The sequence below is a fragment of the Serratia sp. HMSC15F11 genome, assembly GCF_001808215.1.
GTDB lineage: Bacteria > Pseudomonadota > Gammaproteobacteria > Enterobacterales > Enterobacteriaceae > Serratia > Serratia nevei.
In genome coordinates this window covers 1-19679 of record NZ_KV792512.1, presented here as the reverse complement: position 1 = coordinate 19679, position 19679 = coordinate 1, and the positions used below count along the sequence as shown (strand labels likewise).

General features: G+C 57.7%; 24 protein-coding genes. 17 read left to right on the top strand and 7 right to left on the bottom strand.

Features of this window, described 5'->3' with window-relative positions:
* The first annotated feature begins 8 nt into the window (after window positions 1-8).
* Both HMPREF3138_RS24610 and HMPREF3138_RS24605 read left to right on the top strand, forming a co-directional pair.
* Window positions 9-1181, top strand: coding sequence for an MFS transporter (locus tag HMPREF3138_RS24610; protein WP_038872787.1), 1173 nt, complete (start codon window positions 9-11; stop codon window positions 1179-1181).
* Between the two features lie 102 nt (window positions 1182-1283).
* Window positions 1284-1622 (top strand): DUF2002 family protein, encoded by a 339-nt coding sequence (locus tag HMPREF3138_RS24605; RefSeq protein WP_038872785.1) that lies wholly within the window; start codon window positions 1284-1286, stop codon window positions 1620-1622.
* A 26-nt stretch (window positions 1623-1648) separates the two neighbouring features.
* On the opposite strand, the gene HMPREF3138_RS24600 is transcribed toward HMPREF3138_RS24605, so the two are convergent.
* A complete protein-coding gene (locus HMPREF3138_RS24600) occupies window positions 1649-2095 on the bottom strand; it encodes a DUF1198 family protein (RefSeq protein ID WP_025303978.1) in 447 nt (148 codons plus the stop codon).
* A gap of 67 nt (window positions 2096-2162) precedes the next feature.
* A complete protein-coding gene (locus tag HMPREF3138_RS24595; RefSeq protein ID WP_004928976.1) occupies window positions 2163-2498 on the bottom strand; it encodes an MbeD/MobD family mobilization/exclusion family protein in 336 nt (111 codons plus the stop codon).
* A gap of 184 nt (window positions 2499-2682) precedes the next feature.
* On the opposite strand from HMPREF3138_RS24595, the gene smrA reads away from it, so the two are divergent.
* A complete protein-coding gene (smrA, locus tag HMPREF3138_RS24590) occupies window positions 2683-3255 on the top strand; it encodes a DNA endonuclease SmrA (protein ID WP_038872783.1) in 573 nt (190 codons plus the stop codon).
* Window positions 3256-3305: 50 nt separating this feature from the next.
* Here the strand turns inward: smrA and HMPREF3138_RS24585 are convergent, their stop codons facing one another.
* Entirely contained in the window at window positions 3306-3719 is a 414-nt protein-coding gene (locus HMPREF3138_RS24585) for a DoxX family protein (protein WP_016929826.1), read from the bottom strand.
* 192 nt (window positions 3720-3911) lie between these two features.
* Here HMPREF3138_RS24585 and HMPREF3138_RS24580 point away from each other — a divergent pair, with 192 nt between their 5' ends.
* Entirely contained in the window at window positions 3912-4142 is a 231-nt protein-coding gene (locus tag HMPREF3138_RS24580) for a (4Fe-4S)-binding protein (protein WP_038872781.1), read from the top strand.
* Window position 4143: 1 nt separating this feature from the next.
* Window positions 4144-4422, top strand: a complete 279-nt coding sequence (locus tag HMPREF3138_RS24575) for a GNAT family N-acetyltransferase (protein WP_038872779.1) — start codon at window positions 4144-4146, stop codon at window positions 4420-4422.
* A gap of 32 nt (window positions 4423-4454) precedes the next feature.
* Here the strand turns inward: HMPREF3138_RS24575 and HMPREF3138_RS24570 are convergent, their stop codons facing one another.
* Window positions 4455-4637: a YodC family protein gene (locus tag HMPREF3138_RS24570; RefSeq protein WP_025303973.1), complete on the bottom strand. Its 183-nt coding sequence runs from the start codon at window positions 4635-4637 to the stop codon at window positions 4455-4457.
* Between the two features lie 120 nt (window positions 4638-4757).
* On the opposite strand from HMPREF3138_RS24570, the gene HMPREF3138_RS24565 reads away from it, so the two are divergent.
* Window positions 4758-5273, top strand: a complete 516-nt coding sequence (locus HMPREF3138_RS24565) for a DUF1543 domain-containing protein (protein ID WP_038872776.1) — start codon at window positions 4758-4760, stop codon at window positions 5271-5273.
* Here HMPREF3138_RS24565 and HMPREF3138_RS24560 read toward each other — a convergent pair.
* Window positions 5268-6194, bottom strand: coding sequence for a LysR substrate-binding domain-containing protein (locus tag HMPREF3138_RS24560; protein ID WP_038872773.1), 927 nt, complete (start codon window positions 6192-6194; stop codon window positions 5268-5270). The two genes, HMPREF3138_RS24565 and HMPREF3138_RS24560, sit on opposite strands and share 6 nt — an antisense overlap.
* Before the next feature lie 85 nt (window positions 6195-6279).
* Between HMPREF3138_RS24560 and HMPREF3138_RS24555 the strand changes: the two genes are divergently transcribed.
* Window positions 6280-6777: a GNAT family N-acetyltransferase gene (locus HMPREF3138_RS24555; RefSeq protein WP_033649791.1), complete on the top strand. Its 498-nt coding sequence runs from the start codon at window positions 6280-6282 to the stop codon at window positions 6775-6777.
* A 62-nt stretch (window positions 6778-6839) separates the two neighbouring features.
* Here the strand turns inward: HMPREF3138_RS24555 and HMPREF3138_RS24550 are convergent, their stop codons facing one another.
* Window positions 6840-7577 carry a class I SAM-dependent methyltransferase gene (locus HMPREF3138_RS24550; protein WP_038872770.1) on the bottom strand — a complete coding sequence of 246 codons (738 nt, stop codon included), beginning with the start codon at window positions 7575-7577 and terminating at the stop codon, window positions 6840-6842.
* 100 nt (window positions 7578-7677) lie between these two features.
* Here HMPREF3138_RS24550 and HMPREF3138_RS24545 point away from each other — a divergent pair, with 100 nt between their 5' ends.
* The 5 genes from HMPREF3138_RS24545 (at window position 7678) to HMPREF3138_RS24525 (ending at window position 13402) form a co-directional block, all read left to right on the top strand.
* Window positions 7678-8130 carry a GNAT family N-acetyltransferase gene (locus tag HMPREF3138_RS24545; protein WP_038872878.1) on the top strand — a complete coding sequence of 151 codons (453 nt, stop codon included), beginning with the start codon at window positions 7678-7680 and terminating at the stop codon, window positions 8128-8130.
* 112 nt (window positions 8131-8242) lie between these two features.
* Window positions 8243-8659, top strand: a complete 417-nt coding sequence (locus tag HMPREF3138_RS24540; protein ID WP_223294853.1) for a DUF2946 domain-containing protein — start codon at window positions 8243-8245, stop codon at window positions 8657-8659.
* Between the two features lie 71 nt (window positions 8660-8730).
* Complete coding sequence (locus HMPREF3138_RS24535; RefSeq protein WP_038872764.1) at window positions 8731-10392, top strand: DUF2534 family protein; 1662 nt, start codon at window positions 8731-8733, stop codon at window positions 10390-10392.
* Between the two features lie 337 nt (window positions 10393-10729).
* Window positions 10730-12061 (top strand): SLC5/6 family protein, encoded by a 1332-nt coding sequence (locus HMPREF3138_RS24530; RefSeq protein ID WP_038872761.1) that lies wholly within the window; start codon window positions 10730-10732, stop codon window positions 12059-12061.
* A gap of 30 nt (window positions 12062-12091) precedes the next feature.
* On the top strand, window positions 12092-13402 hold the full coding sequence (locus HMPREF3138_RS24525) for an L-cysteine desulfidase family protein (RefSeq protein WP_038872758.1): 1311 nt from the start codon (window positions 12092-12094) through the stop codon (window positions 13400-13402).
* A 10-nt stretch (window positions 13403-13412) separates the two neighbouring features.
* Here HMPREF3138_RS24525 and HMPREF3138_RS24520 read toward each other — a convergent pair whose 3' ends face one another.
* The gene (locus HMPREF3138_RS24520; RefSeq protein WP_038872756.1) at window positions 13413-14348 is read right to left on the bottom strand and encodes a LysR family transcriptional regulator; all 936 of its coding nucleotides are present in this window, start codon (window positions 14346-14348) and stop codon (window positions 13413-13415) included.
* A 135-nt stretch (window positions 14349-14483) separates the two neighbouring features.
* On the opposite strand from HMPREF3138_RS24520, the gene HMPREF3138_RS24515 reads away from it, so the two are divergent.
* From HMPREF3138_RS24515 to HMPREF3138_RS26025, 5 genes are all read left to right on the top strand, one after another.
* On the top strand, window positions 14484-15137 hold the full coding sequence (locus HMPREF3138_RS24515) for a DUF3313 domain-containing protein (RefSeq protein WP_038872753.1): 654 nt from the start codon (window positions 14484-14486) through the stop codon (window positions 15135-15137).
* 38 nt (window positions 15138-15175) lie between these two features.
* Window positions 15176-15520, top strand: a complete 345-nt coding sequence (locus tag HMPREF3138_RS24510; RefSeq protein WP_038872749.1) for a DUF3302 domain-containing protein — start codon at window positions 15176-15178, stop codon at window positions 15518-15520.
* Window positions 15521-15529: 9 nt separating this feature from the next.
* Complete coding sequence (locus tag HMPREF3138_RS24505) at window positions 15530-16666, top strand: HlyD family secretion protein (protein WP_038872747.1); 1137 nt, start codon at window positions 15530-15532, stop codon at window positions 16664-16666.
* Between the two features lie 374 nt (window positions 16667-17040).
* A complete protein-coding gene (locus tag HMPREF3138_RS24500; RefSeq protein ID WP_070559435.1) occupies window positions 17041-19350 on the top strand; it encodes an AAA family ATPase in 2310 nt (769 codons plus the stop codon).
* Window positions 19347-19679: AAA family ATPase (locus HMPREF3138_RS26025; RefSeq protein ID WP_144062337.1), on the top strand; the 333-nt coding region annotated here is incomplete at its 3' end. The genes HMPREF3138_RS24500 and HMPREF3138_RS26025, both read left to right, overlap by 4 nt.

The window sequence follows — 19679 nt, the reverse complement described above, 5'->3', positions numbered from 1 at the left end:
CACCTTCGATGACCGCAGAAAATAACCTCCAGCTGAACCGACGCATTCTGTCCGTGGTGATGTTCACCTTCGTCTGCTACCTGACCATCGGCCTGCCGCTGGCGGTGCTGCCGGGATTTGTGCATGACCATCTGGGTTACAACTCGGTGCTGGCGGGCCTTATCATCAGCGCGCAGTACTTCGCCACGCTGTTCAGCCGCCCACACGCCGGGCGCTATGCCGATCAGCTGGGGCCGAAGAAGGTGGTGCTGTTCGGCCTGGCGTGCTGCGGTGCCAGCGGCCTGTTTTACGCGCTGGCGTTCGGCGTTGACGATTACCCGTGGCTCAGCCTGCTGTTGCTGTGCGTGGGGAGGGTGTTTCTCGGCGTCGGCGAAAGCTTCGCCAGCACCGGTTCCACGCTGTGGGGTATCGGCCGGGTCGGAGCGATGCACACCGCGCGGGTGATTTCCTGGAACGGCGTTGCCACTTACGGGGCGATGGCGGCCGGGGCGCCGCTCGGCGTGTACCTGAATCAGCAGTGGGGGTTGGCCGGGGTGGCGGGGCTGATCGTACTGGCGGTCGCGGTGGCGCTGCTGTTGGCGAGCGGCAAGCCGGACGTTTCGATCGCCGCCGGGCAGCGCATCGCCTTTCGCGCGGTGTTCGGTCGCATTTGGGCCTATGGTCTCGGGCTGGCGATGGGCACCGTCGGCTTCGGCGTGATCGCCACGTTCATCACGCTTTACTATGCCGACAAAGGTTGGAGCGGCGCGGCGTTTTCGCTGACGCTGTTCAGCTGCGCCTTCGTCGGCATCCGCCTGATCTTCAGCAATGTCATCAACCGCCACGGCGGTCTGAAGGTGACGCTGGCGTCGTTTCTGGTCGAGATCGTCGGGCTGCTGTTGATCTGGCAGGCCGGTGAGCCCTGGATGGTGCAAACCGGCGCGTTGCTGGCCGGCGCCGGTTTCTCGCTGGTGTTCCCGGCGCTGGGCGTCGAGGCGGTGAAACAGGTGCCGCCGCAGAATCAGGGCACGGCGCTCGGCACCTATTCGGCGTTCCTCGACCTGGCGCTGGGCATCACCGGCCCGCTGGCCGGGCTGCTGATTGGGCAAGCGGGCGTGCGGTCGATCTATCTGGCGGCGGCGCTGCTGGTGGCGCTCGGGGTGTTGCTCACTCTGCGCCTGCTGCAGCGCAGCCGGCGCTGATTCAGGAATAGTCCGAAACCCGGATTCCTCCCCAGAAAATCATTGTTTCGGTGAATGATTACGGTAAGGTCGCTCAGCGGTCCAGAATGAGAGGAGGAATCGATGTATTTACGGCCGGATGAAGTGGCTAAAGTGTTGGAGAATACCGGCTTTGAGCGTGATTATGTCACCGATCAGGCCTATGGCTACCGCAAGGGTGCGCACTACGTGTATGTGAATCGCGAAGCGCGGATGGGCAGAACCGCGTTGGTGATCCACCCGGCGTTGAAAGAGAGAAGCGTGCATTTCGCCACGCCAACCTCCCCGGTGCGCACCAGCGAGCAGTATCTGGAATTTCCCCTGGATTTAAGCGGCGACGCCCCGAACCTGCGTTACGGCATCGCACACGGCTTCAGCTCGCGCGAAGCGCTGTCGCGCTACCTCTTCAGCATGTTCCTGTAATCGGTCCCCCGCCTTGGGGGACGCGATCAGCCGTGGGCCAACGCTTCGCGGTTGAAACGCTCGTTGTAGGCGCGACGGAACTGCGCCAGTTCAAACGCATCGATATCCAGCTCGGCGAAGTAAAACAGCGCCGCTTCGGTGTGCTCGGCGTGCAGCTCCGGCGACAGCCCGGCGCGCAGCAGCACGTCGCGCCACAGGGCAATCTGTTCGTCGTCCGCCTGTTTGATGAACGTCAGGTAGATGAACAGCAGATAAGCCGCCTGGTGCATCTCTTCGGTGTAGCCGTTGTTCAGCATACGGATAAAGGTCTGGCTTTGGCGGCCGCCCATTTCCTGGATCATCGATTCGATCAGCATCGGTTTGACCCTCAGCAGATGGGCCAGCGAATCGATGGCTTTGCGGGTGTCGGACGTCAGGATGCGGTAACCGATAATGAATACGACGATCAGGGCGGCGAGGATGATCCAGGTCATTTAGGCTTTATTACACTCTCAATACGCCAGAAGAGGGGCGGGAGGCGCTGTGCGACAGCGCCCGCTATCAATGCTGTTCGCCGCTGAAATTACCGACCGCGCTCTGTTGGCGCAGGTGGTGATTGAAAGTGGCCGCGTCTTTGGCCAGCGCGTCCAGATGAGCGCCGAGCATTTTGATCTGCTTCACCAGCGCATGCTGTTCTGGTACCGAGCTGGCGGTGCTCAGCTTGCGCGCCAGTTGTTCATTCTGCGCCCGCAGCGCGGCTTCGCGCTGTTTGGCTTCTTCCAGCAGTTGCTGCAGCGCCTGGTAGCTCTGCTGCCATTCGCGGTGTTGCCGTTCGAAGCTGCTCTGCAACTCATTCATCGCATTTTGAAACTGGATTTCCAGCTCGCGCATTGTCATGGGCTCGATCCTTTGCGGCACTCAATGATGGCTTAGCAGTATAGCGAAAACTGTTCGCAAGCTCACCCGTTGACGACAAATGAGACAAATGCCGCTGACAATTCCCGGCTTGCAACCGTGGTAAGGCGTCTTACAATCGACCCCATTCCCGGCCGTAAAGGCTGCCGTTCAAGAGAGGTGGAAGATGAGCGAGCAGGAAAAAGACTTTTTTGAACAGGCGATGGCGGACGTGGTGCCGCTGGCGAGCGGACGGCAGACGCTGTACCTCAAGCCGCAGGAGGCGGTGGACAAAAGCGCGCGGCGCGAAGCGCAGCGGCTGATGCAGGAAAACTTCCTCAGCACCGATTTTCTCGAGGTGATCCCCTGCGAACAGCCGCTGGAGTTCAAAGGGGAAGGCATTCAACAGGGCGTGTTGGACAAGCTGCGTAACGGGCGTTATCCGCCGCAGGCGTCGCTGAACCTGCTGCGTCAGTCGGTCGAAGCCAGCCGGCAGGCGCTGTTTCGCTTTATCGTGCAGGCGGAGGCGCAAAACCTGCGTTCGCTGCTGATCGTGCACGGCCGCGGGCGGCAGAACGAAAGCCATCCGAATATCGTGCGCAGTTACGTCGCCAAATGGCTGGCGCAGTTTGAACAGGTACAGGCGTTTTGCCGCGCCTTACCGCGCGACGGCGGCGAGGGTGCCTGCTATGTCACGCTGCGTAAATCGGCGCAGGCCAAGGCGGAAAACTTTGAGCGGCACGCCAAGCGCAGCCGTTGAAGGGATAGCCGAAATAAAATGGCCGGCGAATATCGCCGGCCATCGATGAATTATTTATTAAATATTTTATAGTCCAGCGAATAACGGCCGGCGCCGGTTACCGCCAGCAACAGCAATCCGCCAATGATGCTGATGTTTTTAAAGAAGTTGATTTCGTTGCCCATCATTTCCATGCCGGTCATTTTCCAGAACGGATGGCCGATAAACGCGGTGCCCAACACATACAGGGCGAAAATGACCGCGATAGGGCGAGTAAACAGACCGAGAATAAGCGCGATGCCGAAAATAAACTCCACCACCACGGCAACGATCGCCGCTAAATAAGGCATCGGCGTGCCGTAGCCTTCCATTGCCGTGACGGTCGCACCGAAGTTGACCAGTTTCATCCAGCCGAAAATGATAAACAGAACCATCAGTAATATGCGGGACAGCAGAATGACGCCGTCTTTTGAGCTATCACCCATTTCGAACTCCTTAGCCACTGTCGGAATGATGTTGTCTTACTGAATAAAGATTAGAACAATTTACGTTTTTTTCTAGCGGCGACGGGCGGTTGCGCCACTTTTTTCGTTGGGTGAGACGCGTGGTGAAGCCGGCGGCATTGCCTATACTTGAGCCTGGAGCAAAAACAATAAAACAGGCAATGTGAGGCCAAAATGGATGAGGAATTGACCGCCGCCGGTTACCGCCGTTATTCCGGCGACAAGATTGACGTTTATTTTAACAGCGCGATATGCCGCCATTCCGCCAACTGCGTGCGTGGCAACGCGGCTATTTTTACCCTGAACCGCCGCCCGTGGATTATGCCGGACAATGCCGATACGGCGGAGGTGAAACGCGTTATCGACACCTGCCCCAGCGGCGCACTTAAATATAGGGAGAAATAATATGGAACATAAAATACTGGCAGACGACAAGCGTTTTTATATCAATGACGAGCAGGGCAAGCTGATCGCCGAGATCTCTTTCGTGCCGAGCGGCGACAAGCTGACCATTATCGATCACACCTGGGTGGATGAGTCATTTAAGGGGCAGGGCGTCGGCAAAAAGCTGGTGGCGCTGGTGGTAGAGAAGATGCGCGCGGAGCAGCGTAAAATCATTCCGCTGTGCCCGTTCGCCAAGCATGAGTTTGATACCACGCCGGCCTATCAGGACATTCGCGCCTGAGGCGATAACGGGGCGCGGTGCGCCCCGGTTATTCAGCAGACGCCGAAATCGCCGTCTTCGTGGTACAGCGCCACATCGCTGGCCTGCACCTCTGTGCGCTGCTCTTTGCCCAGTTCATTCCAGCTGCAAACCAGGGTTTCGCCGTCGATCGCCACCACGGTCATCTTTGGGCCGCCGGTGGTGCGTTGAACAAAATCACCGATATTGAATGCCATGCGTTCCTCCACAACAGATTAAACCTCACCTATTGATAACACAGAATGGCGCTGCCGTTGGCATGAGTCTCGTTATATATTATTTTATATAGCGATTATCACCAAGGAGAGCAGAATAACATGCCGGGATTATTGATGTTTTATGTGGGCGGTACGGCGCCGGGCGCCAATATTGAGTTGCACGACGTACAGTTTGCGGCGGCGGATCGGCCGGAAGAGGCGTATCCGCTGCTGCGTGAAAAGTGGTTCGGCGATAAGCGCAAGGTGCATGTCGACGGCTATGCGCGCATCGACTGGGCGGACGGTTACGACGTGAGCCTGGAGCCTGCGCCGTTCGCCGGTGAAGAGAAGCTGTTTTTCGTCAACGTGGGCGGCTACCGCAGCGATGAGCTGGCGGAGCTGCACCAGTTCGGCCTGTTTGTGGCGCGTTCCGCCGACGAGGCGAAGGAGAAAGCCAAACGGGTGCTGCTGACGGACAGCGCGCAGCAGCACAAGGATGACCTGGCCGAGGTGGACGACTGCCTGCTGCTACAGGCACTGCAGGGCTACCACGTGCATCTGCGGGCCAACCCGCACGGCAAACCGGCCCGGCCGCTGTGGCAGGGGTATCTGCCGATCGGCGAACCCGCGTTATAACGCCGCCAACGCCTGCAGCTGTTGCCGCAACCAGCGGCAGGCCTCTGGCCGGCCGTTCTTGCGGTGCAGGTAGATTTTGATCTGATACGGCGGCACCGGAAACGGCAGGGGGTGGATATCCAGCGCCGCCGCCTGCCGCAATTTTTGCGCGGCGTAGCGCGGCATGCTCATCACCAGTTCGCTGTCGGCGACGATGAACGGTGCTCCCAACAGCGAAGGCGTGCGGATGGCGATATCGCGCTGCAGCCCCAGCTTATCGAGCTGGTAGTCAATGACGCCGCGCTGTTCGTTCCACGGCGTCACCACCAGATGGCGCGCCCGCAGATAGTTTTCCAGCGTCAGTTCGCCGTATTTTACGCTGAAGGCGGGTGCACAAATCGCCACATACTCATCCTCCAACCAGCTCACCTCGTCGATCTCCGGGTAGCTTTCGCCGTCGGTTTCGGTAAAGCCCAGCGCGAAGTCGATGCGCCCCGCCAGCAGATCGTTCAATGCCACCTTGCGCTCGGAATAGCGCAGCTGGAACGACAGCCCCGGCGCCAGGCGCTGCATCTGTGCCATCAGCGCGGGAAACACCGCGAAGGCGGTGTAATCGGTAATGGCGAAGGTAAAGCTCTCCCTGCTTTCGGCGGGGACGAAGCGCGGGCGCGGATGCAGCCCTTTGGAAAGCAGCGCCAGGCTTTCGCTGACGGTCGGGGCCAGGCTGTCGGCATACACCGTCGGGTGCATGTCGTTGCCGACCCGGTAGAACAGCTCGTCCGCCAGCGCCTTGCGCAGCCGGATCAGCGCGTGGCTCAGCGCCGACGCGCTGAGGGCCAGCTCTGCTGCGGCGCGCGTCACCGATCGCAGCCGATAGACCGCTTCGAACACCAGCAGCAGGTTGAGATCGAGACGCTTCAAATCCAGATGCATGATATTCATTACCTGTTGATGAAAATGCAGTTCATACAGTATTTGAGGCGCGATATGCTGGCAAGCACAGTCATCAACACACTCAGGATTTGCCATGACCATCGAGATTTACCCGGCGCAAAAAAGCGACGCCAAACTGATTCTGGATATGATTATCGAGCTGGCGGTGTACGAAAAGGCGCGCGAGCAGGTGCTGGCCAGCGTGGAAGATATCGAACGCAGCCTGTTTGGGCCGGGCGCCTGTTCCGAAGCGCTGATTTGTACGGTGAACGGCGAGCCGGCGGGTTATGCGGTGTTCTTTATGAGTTACTCCACCTGGCTGGGTAAAAACGGCATCTATCTGGAAGACCTGTACGTGGCGCCGAAGCATCGCGGCGCGGGCGCCGGTAAAAAGCTGCTGCGGCACATCGCCCAGCTGGCGTGCGAGCGGCAGTGTGGCCGCCTGGAGTGGAGCGTGCTGGACTGGAACCAACCGGCCATCGATTTCTACCTCAGCATCGGCGCGCAGCCGCAGGGCGAGTGGGTGCGCTATCGTATGGAAGGCGAGGCGCTGACGCACTTCGCGGCGCACGGGGCGGCGCTGCCGGCATAATAGCCGTTGGGGGGAGGCGGCCTCCCCAACTGTGGTGGTGTGAACGGTTTACTGCGGGTCAATCAGGCGGGTTTGCGGGCGGCGAGAATGAAGATCATCGGGCGTTCCTGCTCTTCGTCCAGCGCCGGGTTAGCGGCGATTTGCTGCGCGCTGGGGCCCCATTCGTTCAAATGCCGGATGATAAATCCTTGCTGCGCCAGCGGGTTGATATAGCTGCCGAGCGTGCGGTGCTGCTTGATGACGCCTTCCGCCAGCCAGTTGGAAACGCGCTGGCCTTCTCGCTGGTAGCCGTTTACCGGCCAGGATTTCTGCCCGTTGCCGTCGGTCAGCCATCCCTGCTGCGCCGGGGCGGTGTAGATCGGGTGCTCGGCGGTGAAGATGAACTGCCCGCCGGGTTTCAGCGCGGCGTAAACCGTGGCGAACAGCGCGGCCAGATCCTCGAGGTAGTGCAGCGTCAGCGAGCTGTAGACCAGATCGTAACTTTCCGGCGGCAGCTGCAGCTGCTGCGCCAAATCCTGCCGACGGTACTCGATGCCCGCGTCGGCGGTCATCTCCCGCGCCTTGGCCAGCATTTTTTCCGAAACGTCCAGCCCCAGCACGTCGGCGGCGCCCTGTTCGCGCGCGCTGCGGCAGAACCAGCCGTAGCCGCAGCCGAGATCGACCACGCTTTTGCCCTGCAAATCCGGCAGGATGCGGCGGATGGCGGGCCATTCCGGCGCGCCGTCCAGGCCGTGCTGCGAGCGGCTGAGCTGCGCATAGCCGTCGAAAAAGGCCTGATTGTCATAGATGTTTTGCGTCATGATGACTCCTTGGGGTGAATGACGGCGGCGGAATGCCGCTGCCATACCGTGCATATTGCTGCATAATTCTACGCTGACAACATGAATAACGGGAATGACGATGGACATGATTTCGGTGCGGCAAGCGCCCGAACTGGCGCCGCGCGCCATTGCGTATTTTCAGCGGCACTGGGCCACGGCAGAGACGCTGATGATGTATGAAGACGCCATCAACCGCAGCCTCGGCGCCGCCAACCCGCTGCCGCAGTGGTACCTGCTGATGGAAAATGACCAGATCCTCGGCTGCGCGGGGCTTATCACCAACGACTTCATCAGCCGTGGGGAGTTGTATCCCTGGCTGTGCGCGCTCTATGTAGAGGAAGCGCAGCGCGGCCGGGGCTACGGCGCCAAACTGATTGAGCATGTGGCGGCGGAAACCCGCCGGCTGGGCTTCCCGCAGCTGCACCTGTGCACCGATCTGGAAGGCTACTATGAGCGCAGCGGCTTCGTTTATAACGGGCTCGGGTATCACCCGTGGGGCGAATCTTCGCGGGTCTATTCGCGGGTGCTGTGATCGCCGCCGCCGGGGGCGCGTAAGACAAATCTGACTTTTCTTTCACCTCATCGCGCATCACGGGTTACACTGGCCGCTTGTTCGCCACCGACCGGGTTAATTCGCCGCCGCGATGAGAGTGCCACGCCAGCTACAGCAACGCTTTACCGCCTGCATCGCCATTATGGCGGTGCTGTTGCTGTTTGTGGCACCGGTGGTGTCGAAATCGCTGATGCACCACCCGATGATGGGCGGCATGGCGCAGACGGACGCCGCTATGCCGCACGACATGCACGCGATGGCGATGCCCGCCGCCGAGCATGGCGGCCACCACGGCATGGATCCTGCGGAGATGATTTTCTGCGGCTATTGTGAGCTGCTGATCCACGTGCCGCTGCTGCTGTGGACATTCGTCCCGCTGCTGTGGCTGATGGCGCGCATCGCGCGCCTGCCTTGCGCGCCGCGCATCGTTTCTCCGCCCATTCGGCGCCTTACTCTGCGGCCGAGCCCGCGCGGGCCACCCGGCCAACCGTTTTTCCCTATTGCTTGATCATGGGTAACGCCGTCCGTATCGCTGCGGACGGTTTGCCTGCGCGCACAGTTTGAAAAACGAGAAAGGCCATGTCTTCAATAACCAAAACTCCCCCTGCCGCATCGCCGCGTGGCGCGATGTTGAACCTGATCAGACGGCTGCATTTTTATATCGGCCTGCTGGTCGCTCCTTTTATTTTGGTCGCTGCATTGACCGGCACGCTGTATGTGTTGACGCCTCAGCTTGAAGAGACGCTGTATCGCGATGCGCTTTTCACCGAACCGCACGGGCAGGCGAGATCGCTGGCTGACCAGATCGCCGCCGCCCGCCGCGCGGTGGGTGACGAGGCGCGCATTTACGCCGTGCGCCCGGCACCCGGCGCAATGGACACTACGCGCGTACAGTTCGCGGGTGCCGATCTGGGTGCTTCCGAGTCGCGCGCGCTGTTTGTCGATCCTTATACCCTGGCGATCAAGGGCGATATGACGGTGTACGGCACCTCCGGCGTGCTGCCGCTGCGCACCTGGCTGGACAAGCTTCACAGCAGCCTGCTGCTCGGCGATCTTGGCCGCAACTACAGCGAGCTGGCGGCCTCCTGGCTGTGGGTGGCCGCGCTGGGCGGCGTTGCGCTGTGGCTGGCGACGCGGCCGAAGCGCAAGCTGAAAAGGGCGAAAGGGGGCTTTGCCGCCAGCCGCCATTGGCATATCACGCTGGGCGTGGCATTGCTGGCCGGGCTGCTGTTCTTCTCGGCTACCGGGCTGACCTGGTCGCAGTGGGCCGGCGGCAACATCGACGCGCTGCGGGCCAACCTGGGCTGGCTGACGCCGCAGGTCAACACCAGCCTGCAGGCCGATGCACCGCAGACGCCGGCCGATCCGCACGCCGAGCACCGCGGGATGATGCCGGGCATGAAGATGGGCCCTGCCGCGCAGAGCAATGCGCTGAACGGCGACTGGGATCGGGCGCTGCACGCTGCGCGCGCCGCTGGAATAGACGCCGCTAAGGTCGAGCTGCGCCAGCCGAAAGGCGAGGGCAAAGCCTGGACGGTAACCGAAGTGGATCGCAGCTGGCCAACGCAGGTGGACGCGGTTGCCATCGCACCGCAAAGCTTCGCCGTCGTCGACCAGGTGCGGTTCGACACCTTCCCGCTCATCGCCAAGCTGACCCGCTGGGGCATCGACGCCCACATGGGCATTCTGTTCGGCTTGCCGAATCAGCTGCTGCTGGCGGCGTTCGGCCTCGGGCTGTGCCTGATGATTGCGCTGGGTTACCGCATGTGGTGGATCCGCCGCCCGGCGGCGGGGGCGCAGCATCCGGTGCATACGCTGATTGCCGCCTGGCTGGCGCTTTCCCTGCCGGCGCGTGCCGTCACTCTGCTGGTGGCTTCCGCACTGGGGTATTGCCTGCCGGTGACGGGCGTGAGCCTCGCGGCGTTGCTGCTGGTGGACGTGTGGCGCTGGCGCGGCCAACGGCAAAGCCACCGGGACGAAACGCCGGAAGCGGCCGCCCGCCGCGCCGAGGTGCGTAAGTTCCGCGCTGCGGTGGCGACCGTGGCGGTAGCAGTCGGCTGCGTGATGGGCCGAGCGATCCTCGGCGGCACCGTCGAGCAATTCCAGCTGCCGATCGGCGCCTGGAGTGCCCAGATGGTGATCATGCAGAGCCTGATGGTGCTGCTGTATACGCTGGTGTTCACCCTGCTGCTTTCCATTCCGCTGTGGTATTTCTTCCTGGGGGAGAAAGAGGGGCGGTGAGGTAGCGTCCGGCCGGCGGAGTGGCCTGCCGGACGCTGCTCATGAGAAACGGATAGAAAGCTTGAGTTAACACCGTTTGGCGATGAACGCCGTGGCGCATCGGGATAATGTGATACGCCTCTCATACCGGTTTTCGATAGAATTTATTTCTTCTTATTTTTTATATATGGAATTTTTTTCTCTTTGATGGTGATAATCCACACTAATATTGTGACTTTTTTCTCTTGTTTCAGGGGTAAGATTTCCCCCATTAAAACCATAACTCGCCTGCATTTTCGTACCGTCCATCGTGCCGAAACTATTAAAAAAAACCTCTACCTACACAAGCGAGAAACTTATGGAAACGGCTTCAAATAATAGCGTGCTATTGGATGATATATCGCCTGCTTTGCGGGCGAAGATGACGGAAAGTGAATGGCGCGAGGCAATTAAATTCGACAGCACTGATACCGGCTGGGTCATTATGAGTATTGGCATGGCCATTGGCGCAGGCATTGTGTTTTTACCGGTTCAGGTCGGATTGATGGGGCTATGGGTATTTTTGCTCTCCTCAATTATCGGTTATCCGGCAATGTATTTATTCCAGCGTTTATTTATCAATACCCTTGCGGAGTCGCCGGAGTGTAAAGATTATCCCAGCGTGATTAGCGGCTATCTGGGGAAAAACTGGGGCATCCTGCTCGGTGCGCTCTATTTTGTCATGCTGGTGATCTGGATGTTTGTTTATTCCACCGCCATCACCAACGACAGTGCTTCTTATTTGCACACCTTTGGCGTGACGGAAGGGCTGTTGTCCGACAATCCCTTTTACGGCCTGGCGCTGATCTGCATTTTAGTGGCGATTTCATCTCGCGGCGAACAGCTGCTGTTTAAGCTTTCAAGCCTGATGGTGTTGACCAAGCTGCTGGTTGTGGCGGCGCTCGGCGTGTCGATGATTGGCCTGTGGCACGTGCATCATATCGGCGCGCTGCCGCCGGCGGCGCTGCTGATTAAAAACGCCATCATTACGCTGCCGTTTACTCTGACCTCGATTCTGTTTATTCAGACGCTCAGCCCAATGGTCATTTCTTATCGCTCGCGCGAAAAATCCATTGAGGTTGCCCGGCATAAAGCGTTGCGCGCCATGAATATCGCCTTCGGTATCCTGTTTACCACTGTCTTTTTCTATGCCGTCTCTTTCACTCTGGCGATGGGGCATGACGAGGCCGTTAAGGCCTATGAGCAGAATATTTCCGCGCTGGCGATTGCCGCTCAATTCATAAGCGGTGATGGTGCCGCTTGGGTAAAAATCGTCAGCGTGATACTGAATATTTTCGCCGTGATGACCGCATTTTTCGGCGTTTACTTGGGGTTTCGCGAAGCGACGCAGGGTATCGTGATGAACCTGCTGCGCCGTAAGCTGCCGCTGGAAAGCATCAATGAAAAATATGTGCAGCGCGGCATTATGGTGTTCGCCATTCTGCTGGCCTGGAGCGCCATTGTGTTGAATGCCCCGGTGCTGAGCTTCACGTCTATTTGCAGCCCCATCTTTGGCCTGGTCGGCTGTCTTATTCCGGCGTGGCTGGTTCATAAAGTGCCCGCGCTGCATAAATATAAAGGCGCATCGCTGGTGCTTATCATCGTGACCGGTCTATTGCTGTGCGTCTCCCCGTTTCTGGCATTCTCCTGATATCGCTAACACGGCATTAAGGTTGTCATTATGTTGAACCCTGAAAGTCTTTCATTATGGAAAAAATACATTCGCGCAGTGCAGGAGGAGGTAAAGCCTGCGCTGGGGTGTACCGAACCGGTTTCTCTGGCGCTGGCCAGCGCCACGGCGGCGGCCCATTTACCGGGGGCGGTCGATCGCATTGAAGCCTGGGTTTCGCCGAATTTGATGAAAAACGGCATGGGCGTGACGGTGCCTGGCACCGGCATGGCGGGATTGCCGATCGCCGCCGCGTTGGGGGCCGTAGGCGGCGATGCTAACGGCGGTTTGCAAGTGCTCGAGAAGGCCTCGGCAAGAGCCGTCACCCAGGCGAAGTGGCTGTTGGAACAGGGGGCGGTGCGCGTCATGTTGCAGGCGCCTTGCGACGATATCCTCTATGCCCGGGCGAAGGTGTACGCCGGTGAGCGTTGGGCCAGCGCCACCATCGTCGGCGGACATACCCGCATTGTGAGCATCGAGCAGCAGGGGGCCACGCTGTTTACGTTGACGGAGCTGGCGCAGGGCGAAGCACCTGTGTGCCCGCTGCAGGTGCTGGCGCAGACTTCGCTGCGTGAGATAGTGGATTTTATTGAGCGGGTACCGTTCGACGATATCCGCTTTATTCTCGATGCCGCGCACCTTAACGAGGCGCTGTCGCGTGAAGGGCTGCGTGGCCAGTGGGGATTGCACGTGGGCGCTACGTTGCAAAAACAGCGCGCGCGTGGATTGATGGCGAGCGATCTGGCCAGCGACATCGTGATCCGCACCAGCGCGGCGTCCGATGCGCGCATGGGGGGCGCGACGCTGCCCGCGATGAGCAACTCCGGTTCCGGCAATCAGGGCATTGCCGCCACCATGCCAGTGATGGTGGTGGCGGAGCACTTCGCGGCCGGTGAAGAAAAGCTGGCGCGAGCGCTGATGTTGTCCCACTTGAGCGCGATTTATATTCACTATCGTCTGCCGCGCCTCTCTGCGTTGTGCGCCGCCACCACCGCTTCGATGGGGGCGGCCGCCGGTATGGCATGGTTGGCGGATGGCCGGTACGACACCCTCGCCAAGGCCATCGGCAGCATGATTGGCGATGTGAGCGGGATGATTTGCGATGGCGCCTCCAACAGTTGCGCGATGAAGGTTTCCACCAGCGCTTCTTCGGCGTGGAAAGCGGTGCTGATGGCACTGGACGATACGGCGGTCACCGGCAATGAGGGGATCGTGGCGAACGATGTCGAGCAGTCGATCGCTAACCTTTGCGCGCTGGCCAGCCGATCGATGCAGCACACCGACAGACAGATCATCGAAATTATGGCGCAAAAGGCTTCCTGAGCGTTCTTGGTTACATCAGCCGGTGCGCGTGCAGCTTGACGTTCTCCATGATGCTGTCCATCGTCACCTGCACGCGGTGCGGCAACACGCCGCGCCGGCGGTAGATCAGGTAGGCTTGCATATCGATGCCGCGCTCGCGCGCCAGGCAGGGCTGTAGGGTGCCTGCATCCAGCTCGGCGGCGACGGAATAGTACGGGGCGTAGACGATGCCCAGGCCCTGTTTGGCCAGCTCGATCGCCGGCAGAATGTTATCGCAAACGCTGGCGCCGCCGAGCTCGACCTGCACCAATTCCCCCTGCGCATTGTAGCCGCTCCAGGTATTGCGGATGCCGCCCAGCATGCGCAAGGTGATGCAGCGATGCTGCGGCAGTTCATCCAGCGCTGTCAGTGGCGAGCGGGCAATGTAATCCGGCGCGGCGAACAGCCCGACGCGAAAGCGGGTGAAGGGCCTGGCGATCAGGCTTTCGTTTTGCGGCTGGAAAAAGCTGATCAGCAAATCGCAGTCGCTGTCGAATACTGCGCCGTATTTTTTCTCGCGTTCGTCGGGGTTGCGGGTCACCAGATCGACAGTCAACGCCGGCGCAGCGTGCAGCAGCGGCGGCAGTAAATAGCGGGCCAGGAAAGCGTGGATGCCGATCGGCGCGCCGAGGGTGACCATGCCGCTCAGGCTGCGTTTATAGGTGCCGGACATATCGAGCAGATCGCTGTGTTCGTCCAGCAACTGCGAGGCGCGCCGCAAGAATTGCTCGCCGAATTCGGTCAGCGCCAGGGTACGCGGGCCGCGCAGGAACAGTTCCAGCCCGAGCCGCCGTTCCAGCGCGGTGAGGGCGCGCGACACGTTAGACTGCGGCATATCCAACAGCTGCGCCGCTTTGCTGACGCTCGCCGTTTCGGCAATGATGCGGACAATCCTGAGTTCTTCAATGCGGAAGTCTTTCTCTTTCACTGGCCGGCTCTTGTGAGTTTGTATATCAAAAATGATATACACCTTTGGCGGCATTGTCATATGACTTATTGCGGACGGCTGGGTATCATTCGATTTGATTATTTGCTATCCACCAAAATAAAGAGAAACCCGTCAATGAAAGTGACAAGAGCGGTTATTTTGCCTGCGCTGTTATTACTGGCCGCGTGCTCTTCCGCCGTGACCGAAAAAGAAAAGTACTCGACCTTTTTGACCAATTATAACGATATCAATAAAGGTCAATCCGCGTCCGGCAAAGACGTTTTATATTGGAAGGATAAGAACGTCGATTTTTCCCGTTATCAATATCTGGTTTATCAACCGATGATCTATTTCCCGCGGCCGAAACCGAGCGAGATGGTGAGCCAGCGCGCACTCGACAATATCCTGAATTACACCAACCAGCAGTTTAAGCAGGCGATGGGCACCCACTTTAAGCTGGTGGATATGCCGCGCGAGCATACCCTGATTTTCCGCGGCGCCATCACGGCGATCGACACGCAGAAGAAAGGGCTGCAGATCTATGAAGTCTTGCCGATCACCCTGCTGATTGCTGCGACGCAAAGCGTGACCGGCCATCGCACCATGGAGAGCGCGGTCTATATGGAGGGTGAGTTTATCGATGCGGCGACCAATCAGCCGGTTATTAAAGTGGTGCGCAAGGCTTCGGGGGAAAATCTCAATAACGAGAAAGCACAATTGAAAGTGACCGACGTGAAGAATGCCATCGATACCATCGCCAACGATATCAGACAATATAACACGCTATAAACCTCGTTTATTTCCGCTATGACCAACCAGGGCTTTACATGTTTCTTAATTATTTTGCTTTAGGCGTACTGATTGCGGTATTCCTGATTTTATTCTACGGCGTCATTATTATTCATGACATTCCCTATTTGCTGGCCAAAAAGCGCCAGCACCCGCATCAAGATGCGATTCACGTCGCCGGCTGGGTTAGCCTGTTTACGCTGCACGCCATTTGGCCACTGCTGTGGATCTGGGCGACGCTCTATCGGCCGGAACGCGGCTGGGGCATGAGTGAGAAGGCAGAACCTTCAACGGACCTGCAGGCGCGCATCGCGCTGCTCGAAGCCGAATTGCAACGCCTGCAGGAAAAGCCGCCGGCGGTTTCCGGCCCTACGGTAAGTTGAGCGTAGCCTATGGATTTGCTCATTATTCTCAGCTACGTGGCGCTGAGCTACGGCGTATTTAAACTGTTCCGCATTCCGGTCAATAAATGGACCGTGCCGACCACCGTGCTCGGCGGGATCGTTATCGTCGGCGCGTTGATTTTGACGATGAACTACAACCATCCGTACAGCGATCGGGCGCAGAAAATTGCCGTTTCTGTGCCGATGGTGCCGCAGGTCTCGGGCATGATCGTAGAGGTGACGGAGAAAACCAACGTGCTGCTGCGCAAAGGCGAGGTGCTGTTCCGTCTTGACGATAGCCGCTACCGTGCGCGGCTCACCAGGCTGGAGGCGGATCTGGCCGGGGCAGAGGCGGAGATCAGAACGCGCCGGGCGGCGCTCAGCGAGTCCGCCGCCAACGTGCAGCGGGCGAACGCAGAGTATGAGCGCGCCCGCAAGGATTACCAGCGCTACGCGAAAGGGGCGGCGATGCCAGTCAACCCGTTCTCGGAGCAGGACGTCAGCCATGCGCAGCAGCAGTATCAGGCGCAGTCTGCGGCGCTGCAGGCGGCGAAAGCCCAGTTCCAGCAGGAACAGGCGCGGTTGTCCGGGCGCTATGACGGCGAAGACGCCACGATAGCCAGCCTGAAATCGCAGATTGCCGAAGCGCGCTACAACCTGGAACAAACGGTGGTGCGCGCGCCGAGCGACGGTTATGTCACGCAGGTGCTGGCGCGGCCGGGTACGGCGGCGGTTCGCCTGCCGTTCAAGCCGGTGATGATTTTTATCCCGCAGCAAAAGCGCCAGGTAGTGGCGGTATTCCGTCAGAACGCCATCCTGCGCTTGGCGCAGGGGGACCAGGCCGAGGTGGTGTTCAACGGCTTGCCGGGGCAGGTTTATGGCGGCACCGTAAGCCGGGTGTTGCCGGCGATACCGGACGGCAGCTACCAGGCCAGCGGCGCATTGCAGGGCCTGAGCGCCACGCCGGGCCGGGAAGGGGTGTACGTGATGATTGACCTGGCGGCCAACCCGGATCTGGATCATCTGCCCGACGGCGTGAGCGCTCAGGCGGCGGTCTATACCGGGCACTTTGAGCACGTCTCCGTGATGCGCAAAGTGCTGCTGCGCATGACCAGCTGGTTGCATTACCTTTATTTGGATCACTAGCCCGCATTGGCCCGGGGGAGCCTGGGCCGTTGGGTTGGCCCCTGAATGCGAAAATATCATCTGGTCAGGAGCTCAAAAGCGTGTGGAACTAAAGCGGGCCTATTACAAGCCCATTAAGTCTTTTCTACAGCTGACGCTTAAGCTTGTGATGCACTGTTACTCTGAGTAGCGAAAAGTTGTGTGATAAGAGTCATTTCATGCGCATTTAGTAATGGGCATTTTTTAACGGGGCGGTAATATAACTTGCCGTGTCGATTCTAACCTAACTCAATGATTCGTAGATAAAGGCATCAAGTTAGAAGAATTCGAGCTTACGGCGTGGCGCTAGGCTGTTACAGGTTGGCGCATCTCTATACGGATTGAGAGGAGCCAAAATGTCAGAAGCAGCTACCACCATGTCATTATCGGGACAGATATCACTAAGGTTTATTGAGCTTTCCCAATTCCGCCGACTAGGCAAGGTCCAAATGGACGTTGACCCAAAAACTACTATCCTCGTCGGCGCTAACAATAGCGGCAAAACATCAATTCTGGCAGCGCTGCGCCACTTCCTTGCTGATGGCTCACCATTTGGTGCTTTCGACATCAGTATTTCTCAATGGCCAAAATTGCGGGGACTTGGGAGAGCTTGGGACGCATTAGAAGAAGATCCGTCTACGTCAGGCGCATCCGAAGGTGAATGGGGAGAGCAACTTAGAACCTTACTTTCGGCGATGCCAACTCTGGATCTATGGTTCGATGCTAAGGCAGGTATGTTCCACTATGTCTCCCCGTTCTTGTCAAAATTCAGTTGGAAGGGTGGCGGGGTAGGTGTCCGACTACGTCTGGAACCGGCTACGAACATTGAGGATCTGAAGCAGTTGGCTTGGAAGTATCACTTGGCGAGAATACCTGTGAAGGATATGGGAAAGGATTCACTTGCGTGGCCAATTGATCTTCTTGATTTTTGGCTACGAGAACCTTCTCTACTCGGTCAAGTTCGGGCCTATAAGTTGGATGCCGATAACAACCCTTTGGACGGAATAAAGACCTATGTTAGCCAAGTACTAGATGCTGATTCCAGCCCAATTGATCGTAAACATCTGCAGAAACTCATAAAAGTAGACTTTGTGGCTGCACAGCGTGGCCTTGGTAGTGAGGAAGCTGATTCCCGGTCTGCTTCTGGCCCACATCGCATAGGTTTATTCTCCAATCAGCTTCTCAAATTTGCTCGACAACATCTAAATGTGGCAGCAACAGGTCATGGACACCGGGCTGACCTCATAAAAGCTGTTGCTGAGGCCCAGCAGGAACTAGATAAAAAGATTCATGAGGCTATTGGGCCATCGGTAGAAGAGGTTAAAGAGCTTGGGTACCCCGGTTTGCATGACCCCCAAGAGATTCGTTTCCGCACGCGCATACAGACAGCCGAATTACCCGACCATGGGACAGCTGTTCAATACAGCATGCAAAAGGATTCATTAGAGGAGCTTCTCCCTGAATATTCCATTGGACTCGGTTATCAGAATTTACAGTCCCTTAGTTACCAACTAGTTTCTTTCAAAGCTGCTCGCCTAAATCCTGAAAAGGGCGCTCCAGCACCTGTTCATCTGGTTATGATTGAGGAGCCCGAGGCGCATTTGCACGTACAGGTACAACGTATTTTCCCGGGTAAGGCACATAAACTAATCAGTCCTAACGGTAGCGATGAGTCAGGTCTTAAAAGCCAATTGATTATCAGTACTCATTCTAGTCATCTAGCACATGCTGAGAATTTTGACCGGCTACGATATGTTCGCCGCATTGCTAAGTGTGAAGAACAAAACATGCCTACCACTGAGGTGGTTAATCTTGGGCAAGTTTTTGGTGATGATAAAACGACCCGTCAATTCGCTGAACGTTATTTTCGCGTTCAACACACAGATCTTTTATTTGCCAATGCTGCAATCTTTGTCGAGGGGGTTGCTGAGCGAATGCTGTTACCTCTTTTCATTGAAAGAGATTTTGCAACACTCAACAGCCGCTATCTGTCCTTCCTTGATATTGGTGGCAGCCATGCTCATCGTCTAAGATCTCTCGTTGAAAGACTCCGTATTCCAACTGTAATTATTACTGATATCGATCCAGTTGAAGAAAGACCAGGTAAGCCTAAAAAAAATGGGGACCCGACTACAACCTTAGTTGCTATAGCTAATACCGGACAACCCGGACTGCAATGTGGGAACCCGACTCTTCGCGGATGGCACCCTAAGCTGCAACAGCTTGAGGATTTCAAGAACCCGAAAGATGAGCATCTTGTCTGGAACGAAATTGCCGAATGTTCTGTACGTTTCGCATGGCAGTTGCCTGTAGCCGAAGCTGATGGTCAATGGCCAAGTACTTTTGAAGACTCCCTAATTCTTAGAAATATCCCTTGGTTTAAGCAACTTATTAATGAAAAAGTCGATGGCGATGGGAAGCAAATCAAACCGCCGAAGGGCGCGCTGGGCTCAGTAGCAAGACAGGTCGCTGAAAATGATAATATTCCAGAACTGCTCGCGGCTCTGCACAAATTAATGCATGGATCTTTTAATAAAGGAGATTTTGCCGCAAGCATCTTTGAAATGGTTGCTGCGGATGAGCCGATAATCTGTCCTAAATATATCGAGGACGCATTGGAATGGCTCCAGACACAGTTGGAGCCAAGTAGGGAGGGGATGCCATGACTAACTCACAGATCCTTGACGGCAATGATCGCGATGCAGGGGTAGTAGAAGAGATCTGTGGCTACCTTACAAATATACCACCACGTAACTACTTCCTTTTTGCAGGGGCTGGTTCTGGTAAAACACGAACATTGGTGGAAGTTTTACGTCGCCTTACTGGTGTGACCGAGCATGAGAGGGGGGGACAATTGGCACGGTCCCTGAAGATGTATGGGCGTTCGATTAGAGTGGTAACCTACACCAAAAATGCTGTCTCTGTAATCAACGGACGTCTTGGAGACAATAGCTTAGTCAGTGTTGACCTGCCCCCAGTATTAGATACAACCGTT